Below are 15,566 nucleotides of genomic sequence, written 5' to 3'. Positions count from 1 at the left end.
AGCCGGCTATGGTAATTCAGGCGCCGCGGCAGGCGCGCGTCTACCGTACCGTCAGCGCCAGATCGGCCGTGTCCGTGCCCCGCGCATTGCGGGCATGCAGCAGCACCGCATAGGTGCCCGGCGCATGCGCCGTGCCTTCGAGCACGCCGCTGTGCTCGTTCAGACGCAGGCCTTGCGGCAGCCCGTCGGCCCAAAAGCGGCTGGCCCGGGTGGCCGTGGGCACGCGCCAGTGCACCGGCTCGCCACGCGCCACGGCGAGCGCCGCCGTCGGCCCGATGAGCGGCGCTTGCACGTCGTCACGCTGGCGCAAAAAAGCGTTCAGGCGCAGTCGCGCGTTCTCGCGGATGTCCACCCAGAACAGGCTGATGTCGAACACGTGGGCGTTCTCGCCGCCGAACAGGCCGCCATCATCGAACAACGTCCTGGGCAGCAGCGGCGAGACGAAGGCATAGCCGCGTTCGTCGCTCACGCTCACCATGCCCGCCACGGGGTTGGTGAAGAACGTCGTCTGCGTCTTGCCAAACGGCGTGCCGCCACGATGCGCCGCCGCCGGGGTGCGCGGGTGGCGCTTGCTCCAGCTCACCGGGTTGATGTTCTCCATCTCGGCGCCGCGCCGCGACATCCAGCGCCCGCTCGCGGCGTCCCAGTGCACCACGTCCGACCATTCCAGCAGATCGTCGCCCCCGCCCAGGCCAAAGGTGCCCCAGACGGCGGCGCAGCCGATCTGCGCGGGCTGGTGGCACGGCGGTATCTGGCGCAGGTCATCGCGAAACACCGAGCGCGGCAGCGGGATGCCGGGAATGTAGGCCGCCACCAGACGCTCTTGAATCGGATGGCCCTGGATCACCTCGCCGAGCAGGCGCTGCGCATGGTTGGCGCCCTGGCTGTGCCCCACCAGAAAGAAGGGGCGGCCGTGGCTGTGGTTGCGGACATAGAACTCGAACGCTGCCTTCACGTCGGCATAGGCCCGGTTGTTCGGTGCCTGCTGCTCCTCCTCGGAGAGATAGTAGACATGCAGCGCCGTCTGACGGTAGCGCGGCGCATAGACGCGCGCGACGCCGTTGAACGGCGTGGCCTGGGTCATCAGCATGATCGCGTCCATCTTGACGACCTCGGGATCGTCGATCGGCGCATTCAGCACGTCCTTGCGGCTGACCGAGGTGGTCGGGTGGATGTAGAACACGTCGGCCCGCGCCAGGCCTTGCAGATCGCTGAAGCCGCTGCCCGCGGGCACGCGGCTGGCGACCGAGGCTTTGCCGGGCAGGGCCAGCCAGGCGTCGTCGCGCGCGTAATCCAGCGGCGCCAGGTCTTGCGCGTGCAGCGCCACGCCAGAGCAGAGCGCGAAGGCCAGGCCGATGGCGGCGCAGCGGAAATTGACCCAAGTCAAGGCAGCCATGGTTTTGCCTTTACCCGAACAAAGAAACAAACCATCATAAAAATTCCGCTTGGCAATTCCTTGCGTCACATCAAGGTTTGGAAAGGCGCCCCCGTGTCAAGAATCACCCCGCCCTGGCCACCACGGCGTGACGTCCTGCGCGCGCTGGCCACCAGCTTGCTCGCGCCCGCCTTGTCGTGGGCGACACCACCCACCCCCACCTCGGAGCCCCCCATGGAAACGAAACTGGAGCGCAGTCGCACCCGGGTCGTCGGTTTTGCCGACGCGGAAATGGACTACCAACTCATGCGCCAGCTGGGCGCCGTGCGCTATGGCGGTGCCTCGGTCGGCGAATGCCTGGCGCTGGCACGGCGCATCAAGAACGCCGACCCGGCCAGTTGGGTCAACGAATTCGCCGCCGCCGGCCAGCGCCAGCAAGCCGACGCGGCGGCCCGCCTGGCGCGCCAGCACCCGCTGAGCGCCGCCGATCAGTACCTGGTGGCCAGCAACAACTACCGCGCGGCCGAGTACTACTGCGCGGTCAACGATCCTCGCCATGCCCGGCTCGGGATCCAGAGCCGCGAGTGCTTTCTGGCGGCGATGCGCGCGCGGGGCGTGGCCTACGAGGCGTTCTCGCTGCCGCTCGATGATCTGGCACTGCCCGCCTACTACTTTCCCTCACCAAACGCTGGCAGCGGCAAGAACAAGACGCTGATGATCATCAGCGGCTACGATGGCACGCTGGAAGAGACGTGGCTTGCCTATGGGTACGCGGCGCTCGAACGCGGCTACCACCTGATGCTTTTCACCGGCCCGGGGCAGATGGACACGCTGCGCTTTTACCCCATGGTGCATTTCATCCCCGAGTTCGAGCGCATCGGCCGCGTCGCGCTCGATCACGTGCTGGCACGCCCGCAGACCGACCCGGACCGCCTGGCGCTGATGGGCATCAGTTTCGGCGGTTATTTCGCGACCCGCATCGCCGCGCACGATGACCGGGTGCGCGCGCTCATCCCCAACTCCCCCATCATCGATCTGCACCGCTACATGGCCTCGTTCGTCGGCTTCGACCCGGCCGAGCTGCCCGACAGCGAGGACGTGCGCCTGCAAGACATCGAGCACCTGCCCGATGCGGCCGTCCCGCCGCAAACGCGCACCATGATGCGCAACCTGATGCTGCGCCTGGGCCGGGACAGCTTCAAGGCCGCCTACCAGCGCCTGCGTGAATTCCGCGTGCCTGACGAAGCACTGGGGCGCATGCGCTGCCCGTCTCTCGCCCTGGTGGGCGAAGGCGAAGGCGCGGACCCGTTGGCGCAAAGCGAGCATTTTTGCCAGCACGTCGGCGGCCCGGTGCACCAGCACGTCTTCACCGCCGACGAAGGCGCGGACGCGCACTGCCAGAACACCAACCTGGCGTATTCGGCGGCGGTATCGATGGACTGGCTGGACGAGACCTTCGCCTGAACTCAGCGCAGCGCCTTGCGCATCGCCACATGCGCGATGCCCGCTTCCTCGAACACCCCACCCTCGGGCACGAACCCGGCGCGCTCGTAAAAGCCGCGGGCGTGGCATTGGGCGTGCAGCAGCACGCTGGCGTCGCCACGCTCGCGTGCGGCCCGCACCAGCGCGTCCAGCAGCAGGCGGCCCCAGCGCTGGCCGCGCAGCGCGCGCTCCACCGCCATGCGGCCGATGTGCGCTTCGCCCGCCTCGGTGGGCAGCAGCCGCCCGGTGGCCACCGCGTGGCCCAGCCGGTTGGTGGCGACGGCATGCACCGCCTGCGCATCCAGCGCGTCCATCTCGATCTCGGGCGGCACGCCCTGCTCCTGCACGAACACCGCGGTGCGCAGCGGCGCGGCGGCCTCGCGCAGTTCGGCCCAGCTGCCCACGCGCAGCTCGACCATCTCGCCGCCGGCCTCGTAGTGCTCGAACAGCGCGCGCAGCGCCGGCGGCACCGGCCGCTTGGTCTGCGTGGCCGGGTCGGCGAAGACGTAGACCAGCTCGATCGAGGCCAGCAGCGCATCGGCGCGGAAGATGCCGCAGTCGAACACCATGGAGCTGGTGCCCACGCGCGCGCAGCGTATGCCCGCGTCCAGCACGTCGTCGAGCTGGGCCGAGGCGCGGTATTCGACGCTGGCCTTCTTCAGATAGACCTCGCCGCCGAGCGCCCGCATCGTCGGCCCGTAAGGCAGCGCCAGCGCGCGCCAGTATTCGGTGATGGCGCAATCGGCGTAAGTCAGGTAGTGCGCGTTGAAGACGATGTTCTGCGCATCGATTTCCGACCAGCGCACGCGCAGGCGCAGGTGGCAGCGGTAGTCACGGGGGGGGTTCATGGGTTTCAGTCCGGTGCGAAGGCGGTGCGCAGGGCCTGCGCGGCGTCGCGGTGGGCGCGCCGCGCCTCGGGCAATGCGCGGCCCATCTTGATGAATTCGTGGGTCACGCCGCGGTAGATCTCCAGATCGACCGGCACGCCCGCCATGCGCAGGCGGTCGGCCCAGGCGATGCCTTCGTCCACCAGCGGATCGAACTCGGCCAGGCCTATCCAGGCGGGCGCCAGGGCGTCGAGCTCGGGCGCGAGCAGCGGGGCGAAGCGCCAGTCCTCGCGCTGGTCCTCGTCGATGTAGTTGGCAAAGAACCAGTCGATCGCAGCCTTGCCGAGGATGGGGCCATCGGCAAAGCGCGCATGCGAGGGCGTGTCCTGGTGCGCGGTGGTGCCGGGGTAGAAGAGCAGCTGCAGCGCCAGCTTCAGGCCGGCGTCGCGCGCCATGATGGCCGCGGTTGCGGCCAGCGTGCCGCCCGCGCTGTCGCCGCCCACCGCCAGGCGCGTGGTGTCCAGCCCGAGCGAGGCGCCATGGTCGGCCAGCCAGCTGAGCGCGTCCCAGGTGTCGTTGCTGGCCACGGGGAAGCGGTGCTCGGGCGCGAGCCGGTAGTCCAGCGATACCACCGCCGCGCCGCTCAGCCGCGCCAGCTCGCGGCACAGCACGTCGTGCGTCTGCACGCTGCCTATGGTGAAGCCGCCGCCGTGCAGATACAGCAGCAGCGGCAGCGCCCGGCCGGCATCGGGCGCGTACAGGCGCGCATGCAGGCGGGCGCCGTCGCGCGCGCTCAGCTGCAGCTCCTGCACGCGGGGCAGCTCGGCGGGGTCGATCTCCAGTACGCCGGCGCCGGCCGCGTAGGCGGCGCGTGCGGCTTCGGGCTCCAGGGTGTGCAGCGGCGGGCGCGCGGCGCGCGCCATGCCCTTGAGCACCGCGCGCATCTGCGGCGTGAGCGCCAGCGCGGCGAAGGCGGCGTCGGCTGCGGACGGGGCGCTCAATGCGCCTCCTCGGGCGCGTGCAGCACGCGCGTGGGGGTGACCAGGCGCACCTGCAGACCCTCGAGCAGCGCCAGGATGCCGAGCGTGATGTGCTGCTGCACGTCGCGGTGCTGCACGAACTGCGGGCTGAGCACGTAGTAGATGAATTCATAGTTCAGCGCGGCGTCGCCAAAGCCGATCAGGTGGCCGCGGTCGAAGCGCACGCCCTCGATGGAAGCGATGAGCGCGCGCACTTCCTGCACGATGGCCTCGGCCTTTTCGCGCGGGGTGTCGACGGCGATGGACAGCGCATAGGCCACGCGCCGCTCTTGCATGCGGCTGTAGTTGTGCACCAGCTTGCCCAGGATCTGGGCGTTGGAGATGGCCAGCTCCTCGCCCGAGAGCGAGGCGATGCGCGTGCTCTTGATGCCCACGTGGCTCACCGTGCCCGAGACCTTGTCGAACTCGATGTATTCCCCCACCTCGAAGGGCTTGTCCAGGCCGATGCTGATCGAGGCCAGCAGGTCGCCGAGCACGCTTTGCGCGGCCAGCGCCACCGCCACGCCGCCTATGCCCAGGCTGGCGATGAAGGCATTGACGTTGACCCCGGCGTTGGAGAGCACCGCCAGCAGCAGCACCACCCAGACGATGAGCTGGGTGCTCCACTTGATGATGCCCAGCATGACCGGGTTGCGCGGCGCGCCGTCCTGGTGCGCCAGGTGCTCGAGCGAGCGCACCAGCAGGCGCGACAGCCACAGCGCCAGCTGCACGCCCACCAGCACGTAGATGAGCTGGCTGAGCACGTCGGGCAGCGGCCGCGACAGATGCAGCGTGCGCAGCGCCACCGCCAGGCTCAGCAGCAGCAGCAGCCAGCCGCGCGTGGCCTTGACCACCGCCTCGGCAATGGTGAGCGCGCTGCCCGGGCGCTGGCGCGCGAGTTTTTCCAGCCGCCGCGCCAGCAACACCGCCAGCGCGTGCACCAGCATGTAGGCCAGCAGGGCCGCGCCCAGCGCCACCGCCCAGGCAAGCGCGGTTTCACCCAGCCACAGCGGCTCCTTCCACCAATCCTGCACGTCCATCAAACCCCTTCTCCCCGTGGTGCAGCGGCGCTCTTCTGGAACACGCGCTGCATGACAAAGTCCGCCTTCACCTCTTCACCGCACATCAGCATGGCGGCCAGTTCGCCGCCGAGGATCTGCGGCGCGATCACCACGTCGGGCTGCACCAGCTTCACGCGCGCCAGGTGCGCCGCGTCGTTGACCGCGGCCACGGTGCGCGCCGGCCCGCCGAGCTCGCGCACCGCCAGCACGACGAAGGCGTTCTCCGAATCGTCGTCCATCATGGCCATCACCGCGGTGGCCTGGTGGGCGCCGGCCTCGCGCAGCACCTCCACGCTGCCGGGGTCGCCCACCACCAGGTCCGCCTCGCCCGGCGCTTCGGCCGGTGCCTGGCGCAGCAAGCGGGTGACGCTCTGGCCGCGGCGCGCCAGCTCGTGCCAGGTGTTGACCGCCAGCGGCGTATTGCCGATGACGACGAAATGGTGTTCCCGCTTCATGCGCCCTCCCTTGCGATTGACGATGCGCTGCAGGCTGTGGCTGACCATGGGCGCGATCACCGCGGTCAGCGAGGTGGCGAACACCGCCACGCCCAGCACGATGACCGACACGGTGAACAGCTTGGCCTCGCTGGTGTGCGGCGCGATGTCGCCGTAGCCTACGGTGGTCATGGTGACCATGGCGAAGTACAGCGCGCTCACCAGGTCGGTGATCGGCGGCTTGAACTCCGCGCCCAGGTAGTAGTTGCCGAAGGTGGCATAGAGCACCAGCATGACCACCGAGGTGAGCGCGAACAGCGTGCTCGCCGTGACGCTGGCGTGGTCGAACTGGCGCCAGGCGGCCGACAGCAGCGCCAGCAGCAGCAAGAAGTAGCCCAGCAGCAGGTGGCCGTTGCTGTGCGTGCCAAACAGCATGCTCACTGCCGCCGTGGCGGCCAGCAGCAGCGCCATCACCCAGGCCACGCGCGAGCGCAGCAGCAGGCCCAGCGCCATGGTGAGCATGCCGCTGCCGATGAGCAGCGGCGGCAGCAGGCTGGGCGTGATCTGCGGGTGACCGGCCAGCAACCCCCGCACGAAGGGCTGCCAGCGGGTGCCCAGGTCCACCTGCAGCAGCCACAGTCCCCCCAGGCCCAGCGCCAGCGCCAGCGGCACGTGCGGGAACCACAAGGGCCCGCGCACCAGGCGGTGCAGGCGCTGGGCGGCGATGCGCAGACGCTGCACGCCGCTCAGAAGCACCAGGCGCTGCTGCCAGCCGGCCGTCAGGGGCATGCGTGGCGCCTCAGCGGAAGTTGACCTTCACCGGCTGGGCGCCGCTCAGGCCTTCGTAGCTCACCGTGACCGACAGTCCGGGCTTGGGCGGCATCAGCGCGGAAAACGAGCCCAGGCTGATCAGGTCACCGGGCTTGAGGCGGATGCGCTCCTTGTGCAGCGCCTGGGCGATCCAGACCACGGCGTTGAGCGGGTGCTCCAGGATGTCGCTGCCCTTGCCCTGCCCGATCTGCTCGCCCTGGCCGTTGGTCACCTTGATATTCATGTTGGCCAGCTGCGCCAGCATGACGAAGCGGTCCATGCGGTCGCTTGGCACCGCGATCGGCGTGCCCGCCACGCCCAGGCGCGCGCCGACGTTGATCGCGTTCACGCCCGCGCCGTCGAGCTTCGGAGGCGCCTGCACGATGAGGTCGGGCAGCTCGATGAAGGGAATCACCTGGTCGATGTGCTCGATCACTTCCTCGGGCGTCCTGGCCTGGTTCACGCCCGCGTCTTTCACGCGCACCAGCATGTCGGCTTCGAACAGCGGGCGGGCACCGAAGTTGGGTACGGTGGTGAAGCCGTTGGGCTGGATCATGCCCTCGTAGAGCACGCCCCAGGTCGGCTGGTTGGTGTTGAACTTCTTTTGCGTCGCGGGGTTGGTGAGGCCCGCCTTGTAGCCCACCACCTTGCCGTAGTGCGCGGCCAGCAGCTTGTTGAAGCGCCCACGCGTGCAGGCGGCGTCCTTGTCGTTTTGCTTGTCGAAGTTGGGCGCGGGCGTCTTGGCAAAGTAGTGCTCGGCCATCTGCTGCACCTGGGCATTGCTCAGGCAGGCGGCCTGCGCGCCGAGCGCCAGTGTCAGGCCGGCTGCGGCCGCGGTGAGGGTCTTGATGAATGCCATGGCGGTGTCTCCTTCTTCCTGTGTTGAAAACGGCAATGCTAAGGCAGGGCCGGGCCCGCCCGGACGACGCACCGCGAGCGTACGCCACGGCCCGGAGGGGCGGCGCCCGAGGGCCGCGCATGAGCTCAGACCTCGATTGCCTGCACGCCGCCAAAGGCAATGGAGGCCGCGGGCCATTCATCCGCCCGCTGCAGGCTGCGTTGCCCCCCGGCGATGAGCAGCGCGGCGCGGATCACGCCGGCATGCGTGACCCAGACGGCGTCGCGCCCGCCAGCGCGCCAGTCGTCGAAGGCGGCGGCCACGCGCTGCATCAGCGCGGCCACGCTCTCGCCGTGGCCGCCGGGGCGGGCGTGGGCGAAGTCGGCCAGCCAGGCATCGATGGCCTGCCGGCCGATGTCGCTCCAGGCTTGGCCTTCCCAGGCGCCAAAATCCAGCTCGCGCAGCCGCGGATCCGGTTTGAGCATGAAACCTGGCTCAAACGCTTGCAGGGCATGCGCCAGCAGCTCGCATCGCGATAGCGGAGAATACCAGATTGTCAGTCCTGCGGGCCATTGCCGCACCAGCTGCGCCGCTGCCAGCCGGCTGGCGCCGGGCTGCACCGGCACGTCGCTTGCGCCGTAGCACCGGCCTTCGGGCAAAGCCACCTGTGCATGGCGCACCAGCCACAGCTTCATGGCGCCACGGCCCAGGCCAGGCCCAGGTAGAGCGCCAGTTCACACAGCTGCTGCACGGCGCCCAGGGTGTCGCCGGTAAAACCCTGCAGGCGCCGGCGCAGCAGCCGCAGCAGAGCCGCCAGCATGGCCAGCCACAGCAGCAGCGCCGCCGCCAGCGCGCCGCCGCCTTGCGCCAGCGCCATCAGCGCCGCCGCCGGGAGCGCCCAGCAAACGCCCACGCCCAGGGTGGCGGCGCAAACCGTACTGGCCAGTGGCTTGGACTTGGCGCCGGCGTCTTCGCTCACATACGGCAGGCGGCGCATCACCCACAGCGGCGCCAGGCGCGAGAGCACCTGAGCGGCCAGCAGTGCCAGCGCCGCGCGCACCGGGCCCTGCTGCACCAGCACGGCCAGCAGGCAGACCTTGAGCAGCAAGACCAAGACCAGCGCAATGCTGCCGTAGCTGCCCAAGCGCGAGTCCTTCATGATGGCCAGCGCGCGCTCGCGCCCCACGCTGCCGCTCAGGCCGTCGGCGGTGTCGGCCAGGCCGTCTTCATGAAATGCCCCCGTGAGCCAGACCGTGGCCGCGGTGCACAGCAGCGCAGCCAGCAACGCACCTGGCGCCGATGCGCCAAAACGCGCACCCGCCGCACCGAGCACCAGCGCACCCAGCGCACCCACCACCCAGCCCACGCCGGGAAAGTGCCCGCTGGCACGGTTGAGCATGGCCGGGCTGTAACCCACCCAGGCCGCCAGCCGCCCGGTGACCGGGATGCGCGTGAAGAACTGCAGCGCCAGCAGAAAGTGGCGCAGACCCTGGCTCACGGCCGCCCCGTGCGCGCGCCGGCCGGGCGGGCGGCGGCGCTAGAGGAGGCGGGCATGCGGGCGGCGCCTGTCGGGCGCGCGGGCGCAGTCACTTCCGCAGCTTCCGCCACCCTCCCCCGCCCCACCCCTGCAGACGCCCCTGCGGCCCGCCCCGTTGCCAAAGCGCCTGGCGAGAGCCGACCTTGATCCACCTCAATGTTGTTGCAAACAAGAATTGTTATCATTTGCGTTGAATCGTTTCTCCAGCCCCTTCAAGTATCCGCCATGCCTGCTGCCTCCCCCGCCGCCCTGCCCGGCCCGCTTGTACCCCCTACCCTGTCTGCTCTGCGTTTCGACGCCGCTGCCACGCCGCTGGAATGCGTCTGCACCGGCCTGCGCCCGCGGCGCGGCGCGGTGGCACTGGCGGTGCTGCTGGCCTGCCTCTGGGCCGCGCAGGCGCTGGCCCAGGACGCCGCCGCCAGCGCCGCGCTGCCAGTGGTCAGCGTCACCGCCAAGGGCTATGCGGCCAGCGACGCCGAATCCCCCGTGGCCACCACGGTGCTGACCGAGGAAGACCTGGCGCGCAAGCAGGCACAGAACCTGGGCGAGGCGCTCAAGGGCGAGCCGGGCCTGGCCACCGCGTCGGACAGCGCCCAGGGCCAGAACCCGGTGATCCGCGGCCTGCAGAAAGACAGCGTGGTGTTGATGGTGGACGGCATGCGGCTCAATTCCGCCCAGCCGGCCGGCTCGATCGCCTCCTCCATGGGCCTGGCGCTGGCCGAGCGCGTGGAAGTGGTCAAGGGCCCGGCCTCGGTGCTCTACGGCACCGGGGCGCTGGGCGGGGCCATCAACGTGCTGCTGCCGCAGGCGCGCTTTGAACCCGGCGTGAGCCTGAAGGCGCAACTGGGCTACGACAGCGCCAGCAGGGGCAAAAGCGGGGCCGCAGTGCTCAACGCCAGCCAGGGCGACCATGCCTTGATGCTGGGCGCCGCCCTGGCCGACTACGACGACTACCGCGCACCGGGCGGGCGCCAGGCGCTGACGGGCTACGCGGCGGGCAGCTTCATTGGCCAGTACCGCTACCGCATCGACGGCCAGCAGCAGCTGCGCGTGTCGCTGCAGCAGCAGACCGACCGCGACATCTGGTACGTGGGCTCGACCAAGCCGCACCCACTGCCCACCGTGGGCCAGCTCACCACCCATTCGCCCAGGCAGACGCGGCGCCTGGCCGAGGTCGGCTACAACCGCCAGGGCAATGGCGATCAGCCCTTGAACCTGGACGTGCGCCTGTACCGCCAGGAGATGCAGCGCAGCATCAACGCCCGGGCCAGCCTGCTGGGGCGCGACATCGTGACCAACGACGTGGGCTTCGTCACCCACGGCCTGGACGTGCGCGCCGACTGGCTGGTGCACCCGCAGCACGTGCTCTCCATCGGCCTGAATACTTGGCGCATGGCGGCCAACCCCGACAGCCAGAGCGCCGCGCCGCCGCAATTCACCCAGTTCACGCCCTCCAAGCCCTTCACCGACGGCAGCCTGCAGGCCACCGGCCTGTATGCGCAGGACGACATGAAGTTCGGCGCGCTCAGCGTGCTCGCCGGGCTGCGCTACGACAGCGTGCGCGGCAACGCCGTCGACATGGCCAACCACACGGTGAGCACGGGCCTGGCGCGCAGCGACGGCGCGCTCTCCGGCAGCCTGGGCGCGGTGTACGAAGTGACGCCGCTGCTGCGCCCCTTTGCCAACCTCTCGCGCGGTTTTCGCGCACCCGATCTGCGCGAGCGCTACCAGTCCGGCGCGCGCAACGACGGCTATTTCTGGGCTGGCAGCCCGCAGCTCAAACCCGAGCACGCGACGCAGTTCGAGCTGGGCCTGAAGGGCGCGGACGCCACGCTGGACTACAGCGTCTCGGCCTGGCGCATGCGCGTGAGCGACTACATCACCGGCATGCAACTGAGCAGCGCCGCCGCCCAGGCCGCCTGTGGCGCGGGGCCCAACGCCACCTGGTGCAAACAGAGCGTGAACCTGGGCCACGCCAGCCTGAACGGCGTCGAAGCCTCGCTGCGCTGGCGCTTCACGCCCGGCCAGACGCTGTGGGCCGCCTATACCCGCATCCGCGGCACCAACGGCGACCTAGACGAGCCGCTCTTCATGATGCCCGCCGACAGCCTCACACTGGGCTGGGAGGGGCGCGTGGCCCCCGCCTGGACGCTGGACGCCGCCGCCCGCCTGGTGCGCCGCCAAAGCCGCGTGGCCACCCGCTTCACCCACGGCACCGAAGACGCCACGCCCGGCTACGGCGTGCTGGACGTGGGCGCCACCTGGCGCTACGCCAAAGACCAATCCCTGCGCCTGGCGATCAAAAACCTGGCCGACAAGCGCTACCACGACCACCTGGCCGAAGGCCTGCCGGGCATGGAAGCGCTCGCCCCGGGGCGCAGCCTGGCGGTGAGCTGGCAGGGGCGCTTCTGAGCTTCAGGCCGGCGTTGAAAAGCCCGGGCTTTTGTCGGAAACGCCGGCCGACTCGAAGCTCGCCATCTCATCGAGGATCAGGCAGGCGGACTGCAGCAGCGGCCAGGCCAGCGCCGCGCCGCTGCCCTCGCCCAGGCGCAGCCCCAGGTCCAGCAGCGGCTGTACGCCCAGCCACTGCAGCAGGCGGGCGTGGCCGCGCTCGTCCGAGCGGTGGGCGAACACGCAGCGCTGCAACGCGGCCGGCGCCAGCTGCGTGGCCACCAGCACCGCGCTGCCGGCGATGAAGCCGTCGACCACGATCACCCGCCGCTCGCTGGCCGCCTGCAGTACCGCGCCCACCATGGTGGCGATCTCGAAGCCGCCAAAGGCCGCCAGCGCCTGCAAGGGCTCCGCCGCGCGCACATTGGCCGCCAGCGCCTCGCGCAGCACCGCCGCCTTGTGCAGCAAGCCCTGGGCGTCCAGTCCGGTGCCCGCGCCGACCACGTCCACCATCTTGATGCCCGTCAGCTGGGCCACCAGCAGCGTGGCCGCGCTGGTGTTGCCTATGCCCATCTCGCCCAGCAGCAGCGCATTGCCGGGCAGGGCGCGCACGATCTGCATGCCGTTGACCAGGGCCCGCTCGCACTGCCCGGCGTCCATGGCCGGGCCCAGCGAGCTGTCGGCCGTGCCGTGCGCGATCTTGCGGATCAGCAGGCCTTCGGCCGGCGCAAAGTCGCGGCGCACGCCGCAATCGACCACGGTCTGGGTGATGCCGTGCTGGCGCGCGAGCACGCTCACCGCCGCACCGCCGGCCAGGAAGTTGCCCACCATCTGCCAGGTCACATCGCTCGGGTAGGCCGAGACGCCGCGCGCCGCGATGCCGTGGTCCGCGGCGAACACCAGCAGCTGAGGCTCGCGCAGCCGCGGCTGCAGGCTGCCCAGGATCTGGCCGATCTGGCGCGCCAGCAGCGCCAGCGCGCCCAGCGCGCCCAGCGGCGCGGTCTTGCGGTCCAGCTTGTGCTGCAGCTGCGCCAACAGCGCGGCGTCGTCGATGGAGGGGATGTCGGGCAGGGTGAAACGCATCACGGGGTGTCTCGGGCAGGGGCAGCGAGCATAGCAAGCGCGCCCGGCGCAAACGCCTGCCCGAGCTGGGCTGCCAGGCCGTCGAACACCGCGTCCAGCGACGGTGCCCCGCGCCCGAACAGCGCCTGCAGCACCGCGGCATCTTCAAACAGCCCGTGCAGGTACACGCCCAGCACGTTGCCCGCCGGGTTCTGCCAGGCCAGGGCGTCGATCGGCACGCGCGCCACCTCGCCCCTGGCCGCCATCCCCGGGTGCTGCAGCGTCTGGCCGCTGTGGATCTCATAGCCCGCAAAGGCCACGCCCGAGAGCGCCGCCCAGGGCCCGGCCACGCTGCCAAAGCGCCAGCGGCCGCGGCGCACCGTCTTGGCGCGCGCAAAGCGCGTGACCAGCGGCAGCAGGCCCAGGCCCGGGCCGCTGGCCGCGGGCTCCACGCCGTGCGGGTCGATCAGCGCTTCGCCCAGCGCCTGCAGGCCGCCGCAGATGCCGAGCACCCGCCCGCCCGCCGCCGCATGCCGGGCGATGGCGCCCGCCAGCCCCTGCGCGCGCAGCCAGGCCAGATCGGCGGCGGTGGCCTTGCTGCCGGGCAGGACGATCCAGTCCGCGTCCGCCAGTTCGGCGCTGGTGCGCACCCAGCGCAGCCGCACGCCGGGCAGGTTTTTCAGCGGCTGGAATTCATCCAGGTTGCTGATGTGCGGCCAGGCGACGATGGCGATGCGGGTCACCTGGCCGCCTGCGCCGACGGGCGAAGCTGCCCCCGCCGGGCGGTCGTCAAACACCCCGTCTTCTTCCGGCAGGCCGTGGCCGTAGCGCATGGGCACGACGGCGAGCGTGGGCACGCCGGTGAGCTGGCGCAGCTGCTCGGGCGCGGGCGCGAGCAGACTGGCGTCGCCGCGGAACTTGTTCAGCACGAAGCCGCGGATGCGCGCGCGGTCCGCCTCGTCCAGAAGCGCCCAGGTGCCATACAGGTGCGCGAAGGCCCCGCCGCGGTCGATGTCGGCCACCAGCAGGCAGCGCGCATTGGCGTGGCGCGCCACGCGCAGGTTCACCACGTCGCTGGCCATGAGGTTGATCTCGGCGGGCGAGCCCGCGCCCTCGATCACCACCAGGTCGTTCTCGGCGCGCAGCGCATCGAGCGCACCGGCGATCGTCGGCCACACCCGCGCGCTGCGCCCGCGCCAAGGCAGGCGCGAGAGCTCTTCGCTGACCTGCCCCATCAGCACCACCTGGCTGCGCGTGTCGGCCTCGGGCTTGAGCAAGAGCGGGTTCATGCGCACCTCGGGCTCGGCGCGCGCGGCCAGCGCCTGGAAGTACTGCGCACTGCCGATCTCGCCCTGCACCCCGCCCGGTGCGGCCACCACGCGCGCGTTGTTGCTCATGTTCTGCGCCTTGAACGGCGCGACCTTCAGGCCCTGGTCGGCGTAGTGGCGGCACAGCGCGGTGGCCAGCCAGCTCTTGCCCGCGCCCGAACTGGTGCCCAGCACCATGATGCAGCGCGCGCTCATGCCGATGCGCGCAGCGCGGGCAGTGCGCGCACCATGCGATCCATCACCCGCTGCAATGCCTCATCGCCATCCAGGCACAGGCCGGTATGCACCGGCGAAGTCTGGATGATGGCGCTGCGCCGCGCCGTGAGCCAATGAAAGCGCGCGCGCCGTGCCAGCCGCGCGATCGGGCCCGCGTCGGGCGCGCCGTCGCAGATCGCGACGATGGCGCCCAGGTGGCGGCGCACCGTCTCCACGTCGGCATGCGGGTCCAGCGCCCGCAGGCGCGCCACGTCCAGTTCCACCGCCGCGCGCAGGAAGCCGCTGCGCTGGCACGAGAGGATCACGCCCGCGTTGATGAATTCCTCGCGTTCGACACGCGGCACCACGCGCACCACCGCGTAGTCGTAGAGTTCAGCCGCGTGCATCGATGGCCTCTTGCAGCCAGGGCCGCGGCTCGGTCAGGCGGGCCAGAAAATAGTTCACGTAGTCCTCGCCCGTCACGCCGGCCTCGGCCAGAAAAGCCGCGGGCACCGCCTGCACGACGGATCGCAGCACGGCGGGCGTGAGCAACCCGGCCAGCGGCGCATCCACCTGTTGCAGCGCATCTGCCCGCGCCAGCAGGACGTGATCGGCGATCGGCGCGAAGGGTTTGCCCGGGTCGTCCACGCTGCCGTCCCAGGCATGGTGAAAGCTCAGGCTGGCCCCATGGTCGATGAGCCAGGGGCGGCGGTGCCACATCAGCAGATTGGTGTTGCGCGCGCTGCGGTCGACGTTGCTCACCAGCGCGTCCAGCCAGACCAGGCGGGCGGCGAAGTCCGGCGTCACCTCATCCACGCCGGGGTCGAAATTGACCGCGCCCGAAAGGTAGTCCAGCGCCACGTTCAGGCCGCCGCTGGCACGTATCAGGTCCTGGATTTCCGGGTCGGGCTCGGTGCGCGCCAGCTCCGGATCCAGTATCGCGAGCACGATCTCGGGCACCGGCAAGCCGATGGCCCGGGCCACGCCGCCCGAGATGATCTCGGCGATCAGCGCGCGCACGCCCTGACCCGCGCCGCGAAACTTGAGCACGTACAGGCCCAGGTCGTCGGCCTCGACCACGGCGGGCATCGAGCCGCCTTCACGCAACGGCGTGACGTAGCGCACCACGGTGACGCTGCGCAGCGGTGAAATTTCGTCAGACATGCCAAATGGTAGCCGCCCGCGCCGCCGCAGCAGCCGTCCGGAC

14 protein-coding genes are annotated in these 15,566 nt (G+C 70.6%); 2 read left to right on the top strand and 12 right to left on the bottom strand.

Features of this window, described 5'->3' with window-relative positions:
- Positions 1-40: 40 nt before the first annotated feature.
- A complete protein-coding gene (locus FOZ74_RS11625; protein WP_146913213.1) occupies positions 41-1,396 on the bottom strand; it encodes a DUF3089 domain-containing protein in 1,356 nt (451 codons plus the stop codon).
- Between the two features lie 213 nt (positions 1,397-1,609).
- On the opposite strand from FOZ74_RS11625, the gene FOZ74_RS11620 reads away from it, so the two are divergent.
- The gene (locus FOZ74_RS11620) at positions 1,610-2,839 is read left to right on the top strand and encodes an alpha/beta hydrolase family protein (protein ID WP_255437586.1); all 1,230 of its coding nucleotides are present in this window, start codon (positions 1,610-1,612) and stop codon (positions 2,837-2,839) included.
- A 2-nt stretch (positions 2,840-2,841) separates the two neighbouring features.
- On the opposite strand, the gene FOZ74_RS11615 is transcribed toward FOZ74_RS11620, so the two are convergent.
- The 7 genes from FOZ74_RS11615 to FOZ74_RS11585 form a co-directional block, all read right to left on the bottom strand.
- Positions 2,842-3,705: a YbgC/FadM family acyl-CoA thioesterase gene (locus FOZ74_RS11615; RefSeq protein WP_146913212.1), complete on the bottom strand. Its 864-nt coding sequence runs from the start codon at positions 3,703-3,705 to the stop codon at positions 2,842-2,844.
- 5 nt (positions 3,706-3,710) lie between these two features.
- A complete protein-coding gene (locus tag FOZ74_RS11610) occupies positions 3,711-4,628 on the bottom strand; it encodes an alpha/beta hydrolase (RefSeq protein ID WP_146914190.1) in 918 nt (305 codons plus the stop codon).
- A gap of 53 nt (positions 4,629-4,681) precedes the next feature.
- Positions 4,682-5,743, bottom strand: a complete 1,062-nt coding sequence (locus tag FOZ74_RS11605) for a mechanosensitive ion channel family protein (protein ID WP_146913211.1) — start codon at positions 5,741-5,743, stop codon at positions 4,682-4,684.
- On the bottom strand, positions 5,743-6,987 hold the full coding sequence (locus FOZ74_RS11600; protein WP_146913210.1) for an ion channel: 1,245 nt from the start codon (positions 6,985-6,987) through the stop codon (positions 5,743-5,745). Before FOZ74_RS11600 ends, FOZ74_RS11605 begins: the two co-directional genes overlap by 1 nt.
- A 10-nt stretch (positions 6,988-6,997) precedes the next feature.
- Positions 6,998-7,867 carry a 2-keto-4-pentenoate hydratase gene (locus FOZ74_RS11595; protein ID WP_146913209.1) on the bottom strand — a complete coding sequence of 290 codons (870 nt, stop codon included), beginning with the start codon at positions 7,865-7,867 and terminating at the stop codon, positions 6,998-7,000.
- Between the two features lie 125 nt (positions 7,868-7,992).
- Positions 7,993-8,541 carry a histidine phosphatase family protein gene (locus FOZ74_RS11590; RefSeq protein ID WP_146913208.1) on the bottom strand — a complete coding sequence of 183 codons (549 nt, stop codon included), beginning with the start codon at positions 8,539-8,541 and terminating at the stop codon, positions 7,993-7,995.
- Positions 8,538-9,344, bottom strand: coding sequence for an adenosylcobinamide-GDP ribazoletransferase (locus FOZ74_RS11585; RefSeq protein WP_146913207.1), 807 nt, complete (start codon positions 9,342-9,344; stop codon positions 8,538-8,540). Before FOZ74_RS11585 ends, FOZ74_RS11590 begins: the two co-directional genes overlap by 4 nt.
- Before the next feature lie 264 nt (positions 9,345-9,608).
- On the opposite strand from FOZ74_RS11585, the gene FOZ74_RS11580 reads away from it, so the two are divergent.
- Complete coding sequence (locus FOZ74_RS11580) at positions 9,609-11,795, top strand: TonB-dependent receptor (RefSeq protein WP_146913206.1); 2,187 nt, start codon at positions 9,609-9,611, stop codon at positions 11,793-11,795.
- Positions 11,796-11,798: 3 nt separating this feature from the next.
- Here the strand turns inward: FOZ74_RS11580 and cobT are convergent, their stop codons facing one another.
- From cobT to FOZ74_RS11560, 4 genes are read right to left on the bottom strand one after another with little or no spacing between them, the layout of a single operon-like run.
- Complete coding sequence (cobT, locus tag FOZ74_RS11575) at positions 11,799-12,857, bottom strand: nicotinate-nucleotide--dimethylbenzimidazole phosphoribosyltransferase (protein WP_146914189.1); 1,059 nt, start codon at positions 12,855-12,857, stop codon at positions 11,799-11,801.
- Positions 12,857-14,359: a cobyric acid synthase gene (locus FOZ74_RS11570; protein ID WP_146913205.1), complete on the bottom strand. Its 1,503-nt coding sequence runs from the start codon at positions 14,357-14,359 to the stop codon at positions 12,857-12,859. Before FOZ74_RS11570 ends, cobT begins: the two co-directional genes overlap by 1 nt.
- Positions 14,356-14,766 (bottom strand): DUF3037 domain-containing protein, encoded by a 411-nt coding sequence (locus tag FOZ74_RS11565; protein ID WP_146913204.1) that lies wholly within the window; start codon positions 14,764-14,766, stop codon positions 14,356-14,358. The genes FOZ74_RS11570 and FOZ74_RS11565 overlap by 4 nt, the downstream gene beginning before the upstream one ends.
- Positions 14,753-15,502, bottom strand: coding sequence for a HipA family kinase (locus FOZ74_RS11560; protein ID WP_146914188.1), 750 nt, complete (start codon positions 15,500-15,502; stop codon positions 14,753-14,755). The genes FOZ74_RS11565 and FOZ74_RS11560 overlap by 14 nt, the downstream gene beginning before the upstream one ends.
- Positions 15,503-15,566 lie beyond the last annotated feature (64 nt).

Source organism: Comamonas flocculans (genome assembly GCF_007954405.1).
GTDB classification, from domain to species: domain Bacteria; phylum Pseudomonadota; class Gammaproteobacteria; order Burkholderiales; family Burkholderiaceae_C; genus Comamonas_C; species Comamonas_C flocculans.
Note: the sequence above shows the minus strand (reverse complement) of the source record. Positions and strands in the feature narration are given on the sequence as shown.

What these genes read in the sequence shown, in the direction of transcription:
- FOZ74_RS11625 (WP_146913213.1), bottom strand. Translation starts at nt 1,396, where the DNA reads ATGGCTGCCTTGACTTGGGTCAATTTCCGCTGCGCCGCCATCGGCCTG.
- FOZ74_RS11620 (WP_255437586.1), top strand. Translation starts at nt 1,610, where the DNA reads ATGGAAACGAAACTGGAGCGCAGTCGCACCCGGGTCGTCGGTTTTGCC.
- FOZ74_RS11615 (WP_146913212.1), bottom strand. Translation starts at nt 3,705, where the DNA reads ATGAACCCCCCCCGTGACTACCGCTGCCACCTGCGCCTGCGCGTGCGC.
- FOZ74_RS11610 (WP_146914190.1), bottom strand. Translation starts at nt 4,628, where the DNA reads ATGCGCGCGGTGCTCAAGGGCATGGCGCGCGCCGCGCGCCCGCCGCTG.
- FOZ74_RS11605 (WP_146913211.1), bottom strand. Translation starts at nt 5,743, where the DNA reads ATGGACGTGCAGGATTGGTGGAAGGAGCCGCTGTGGCTGGGTGAAACC.
- FOZ74_RS11600 (WP_146913210.1), bottom strand. Translation starts at nt 6,987, where the DNA reads ATGCCCCTGACGGCCGGCTGGCAGCAGCGCCTGGTGCTTCTGAGCGGC.
- FOZ74_RS11595 (WP_146913209.1), bottom strand. Translation starts at nt 7,867, where the DNA reads ATGGCATTCATCAAGACCCTCACCGCGGCCGCAGCCGGCCTGACACTG.
- FOZ74_RS11590 (WP_146913208.1), bottom strand. Translation starts at nt 8,541, where the DNA reads ATGAAGCTGTGGCTGGTGCGCCATGCACAGGTGGCTTTGCCCGAAGGC.
- FOZ74_RS11580 (WP_146913206.1), top strand. Translation starts at nt 9,609, where the DNA reads ATGCCTGCTGCCTCCCCCGCCGCCCTGCCCGGCCCGCTTGTACCCCCT.
- cobT (WP_146914189.1), bottom strand. Translation starts at nt 12,857, where the DNA reads ATGCGTTTCACCCTGCCCGACATCCCCTCCATCGACGACGCCGCGCTG.
- FOZ74_RS11570 (WP_146913205.1), bottom strand. Translation starts at nt 14,359, where the DNA reads ATGAGCGCGCGCTGCATCATGGTGCTGGGCACCAGTTCGGGCGCGGGC.
- FOZ74_RS11565 (WP_146913204.1), bottom strand. Translation starts at nt 14,766, where the DNA reads ATGCACGCGGCTGAACTCTACGACTACGCGGTGGTGCGCGTGGTGCCG.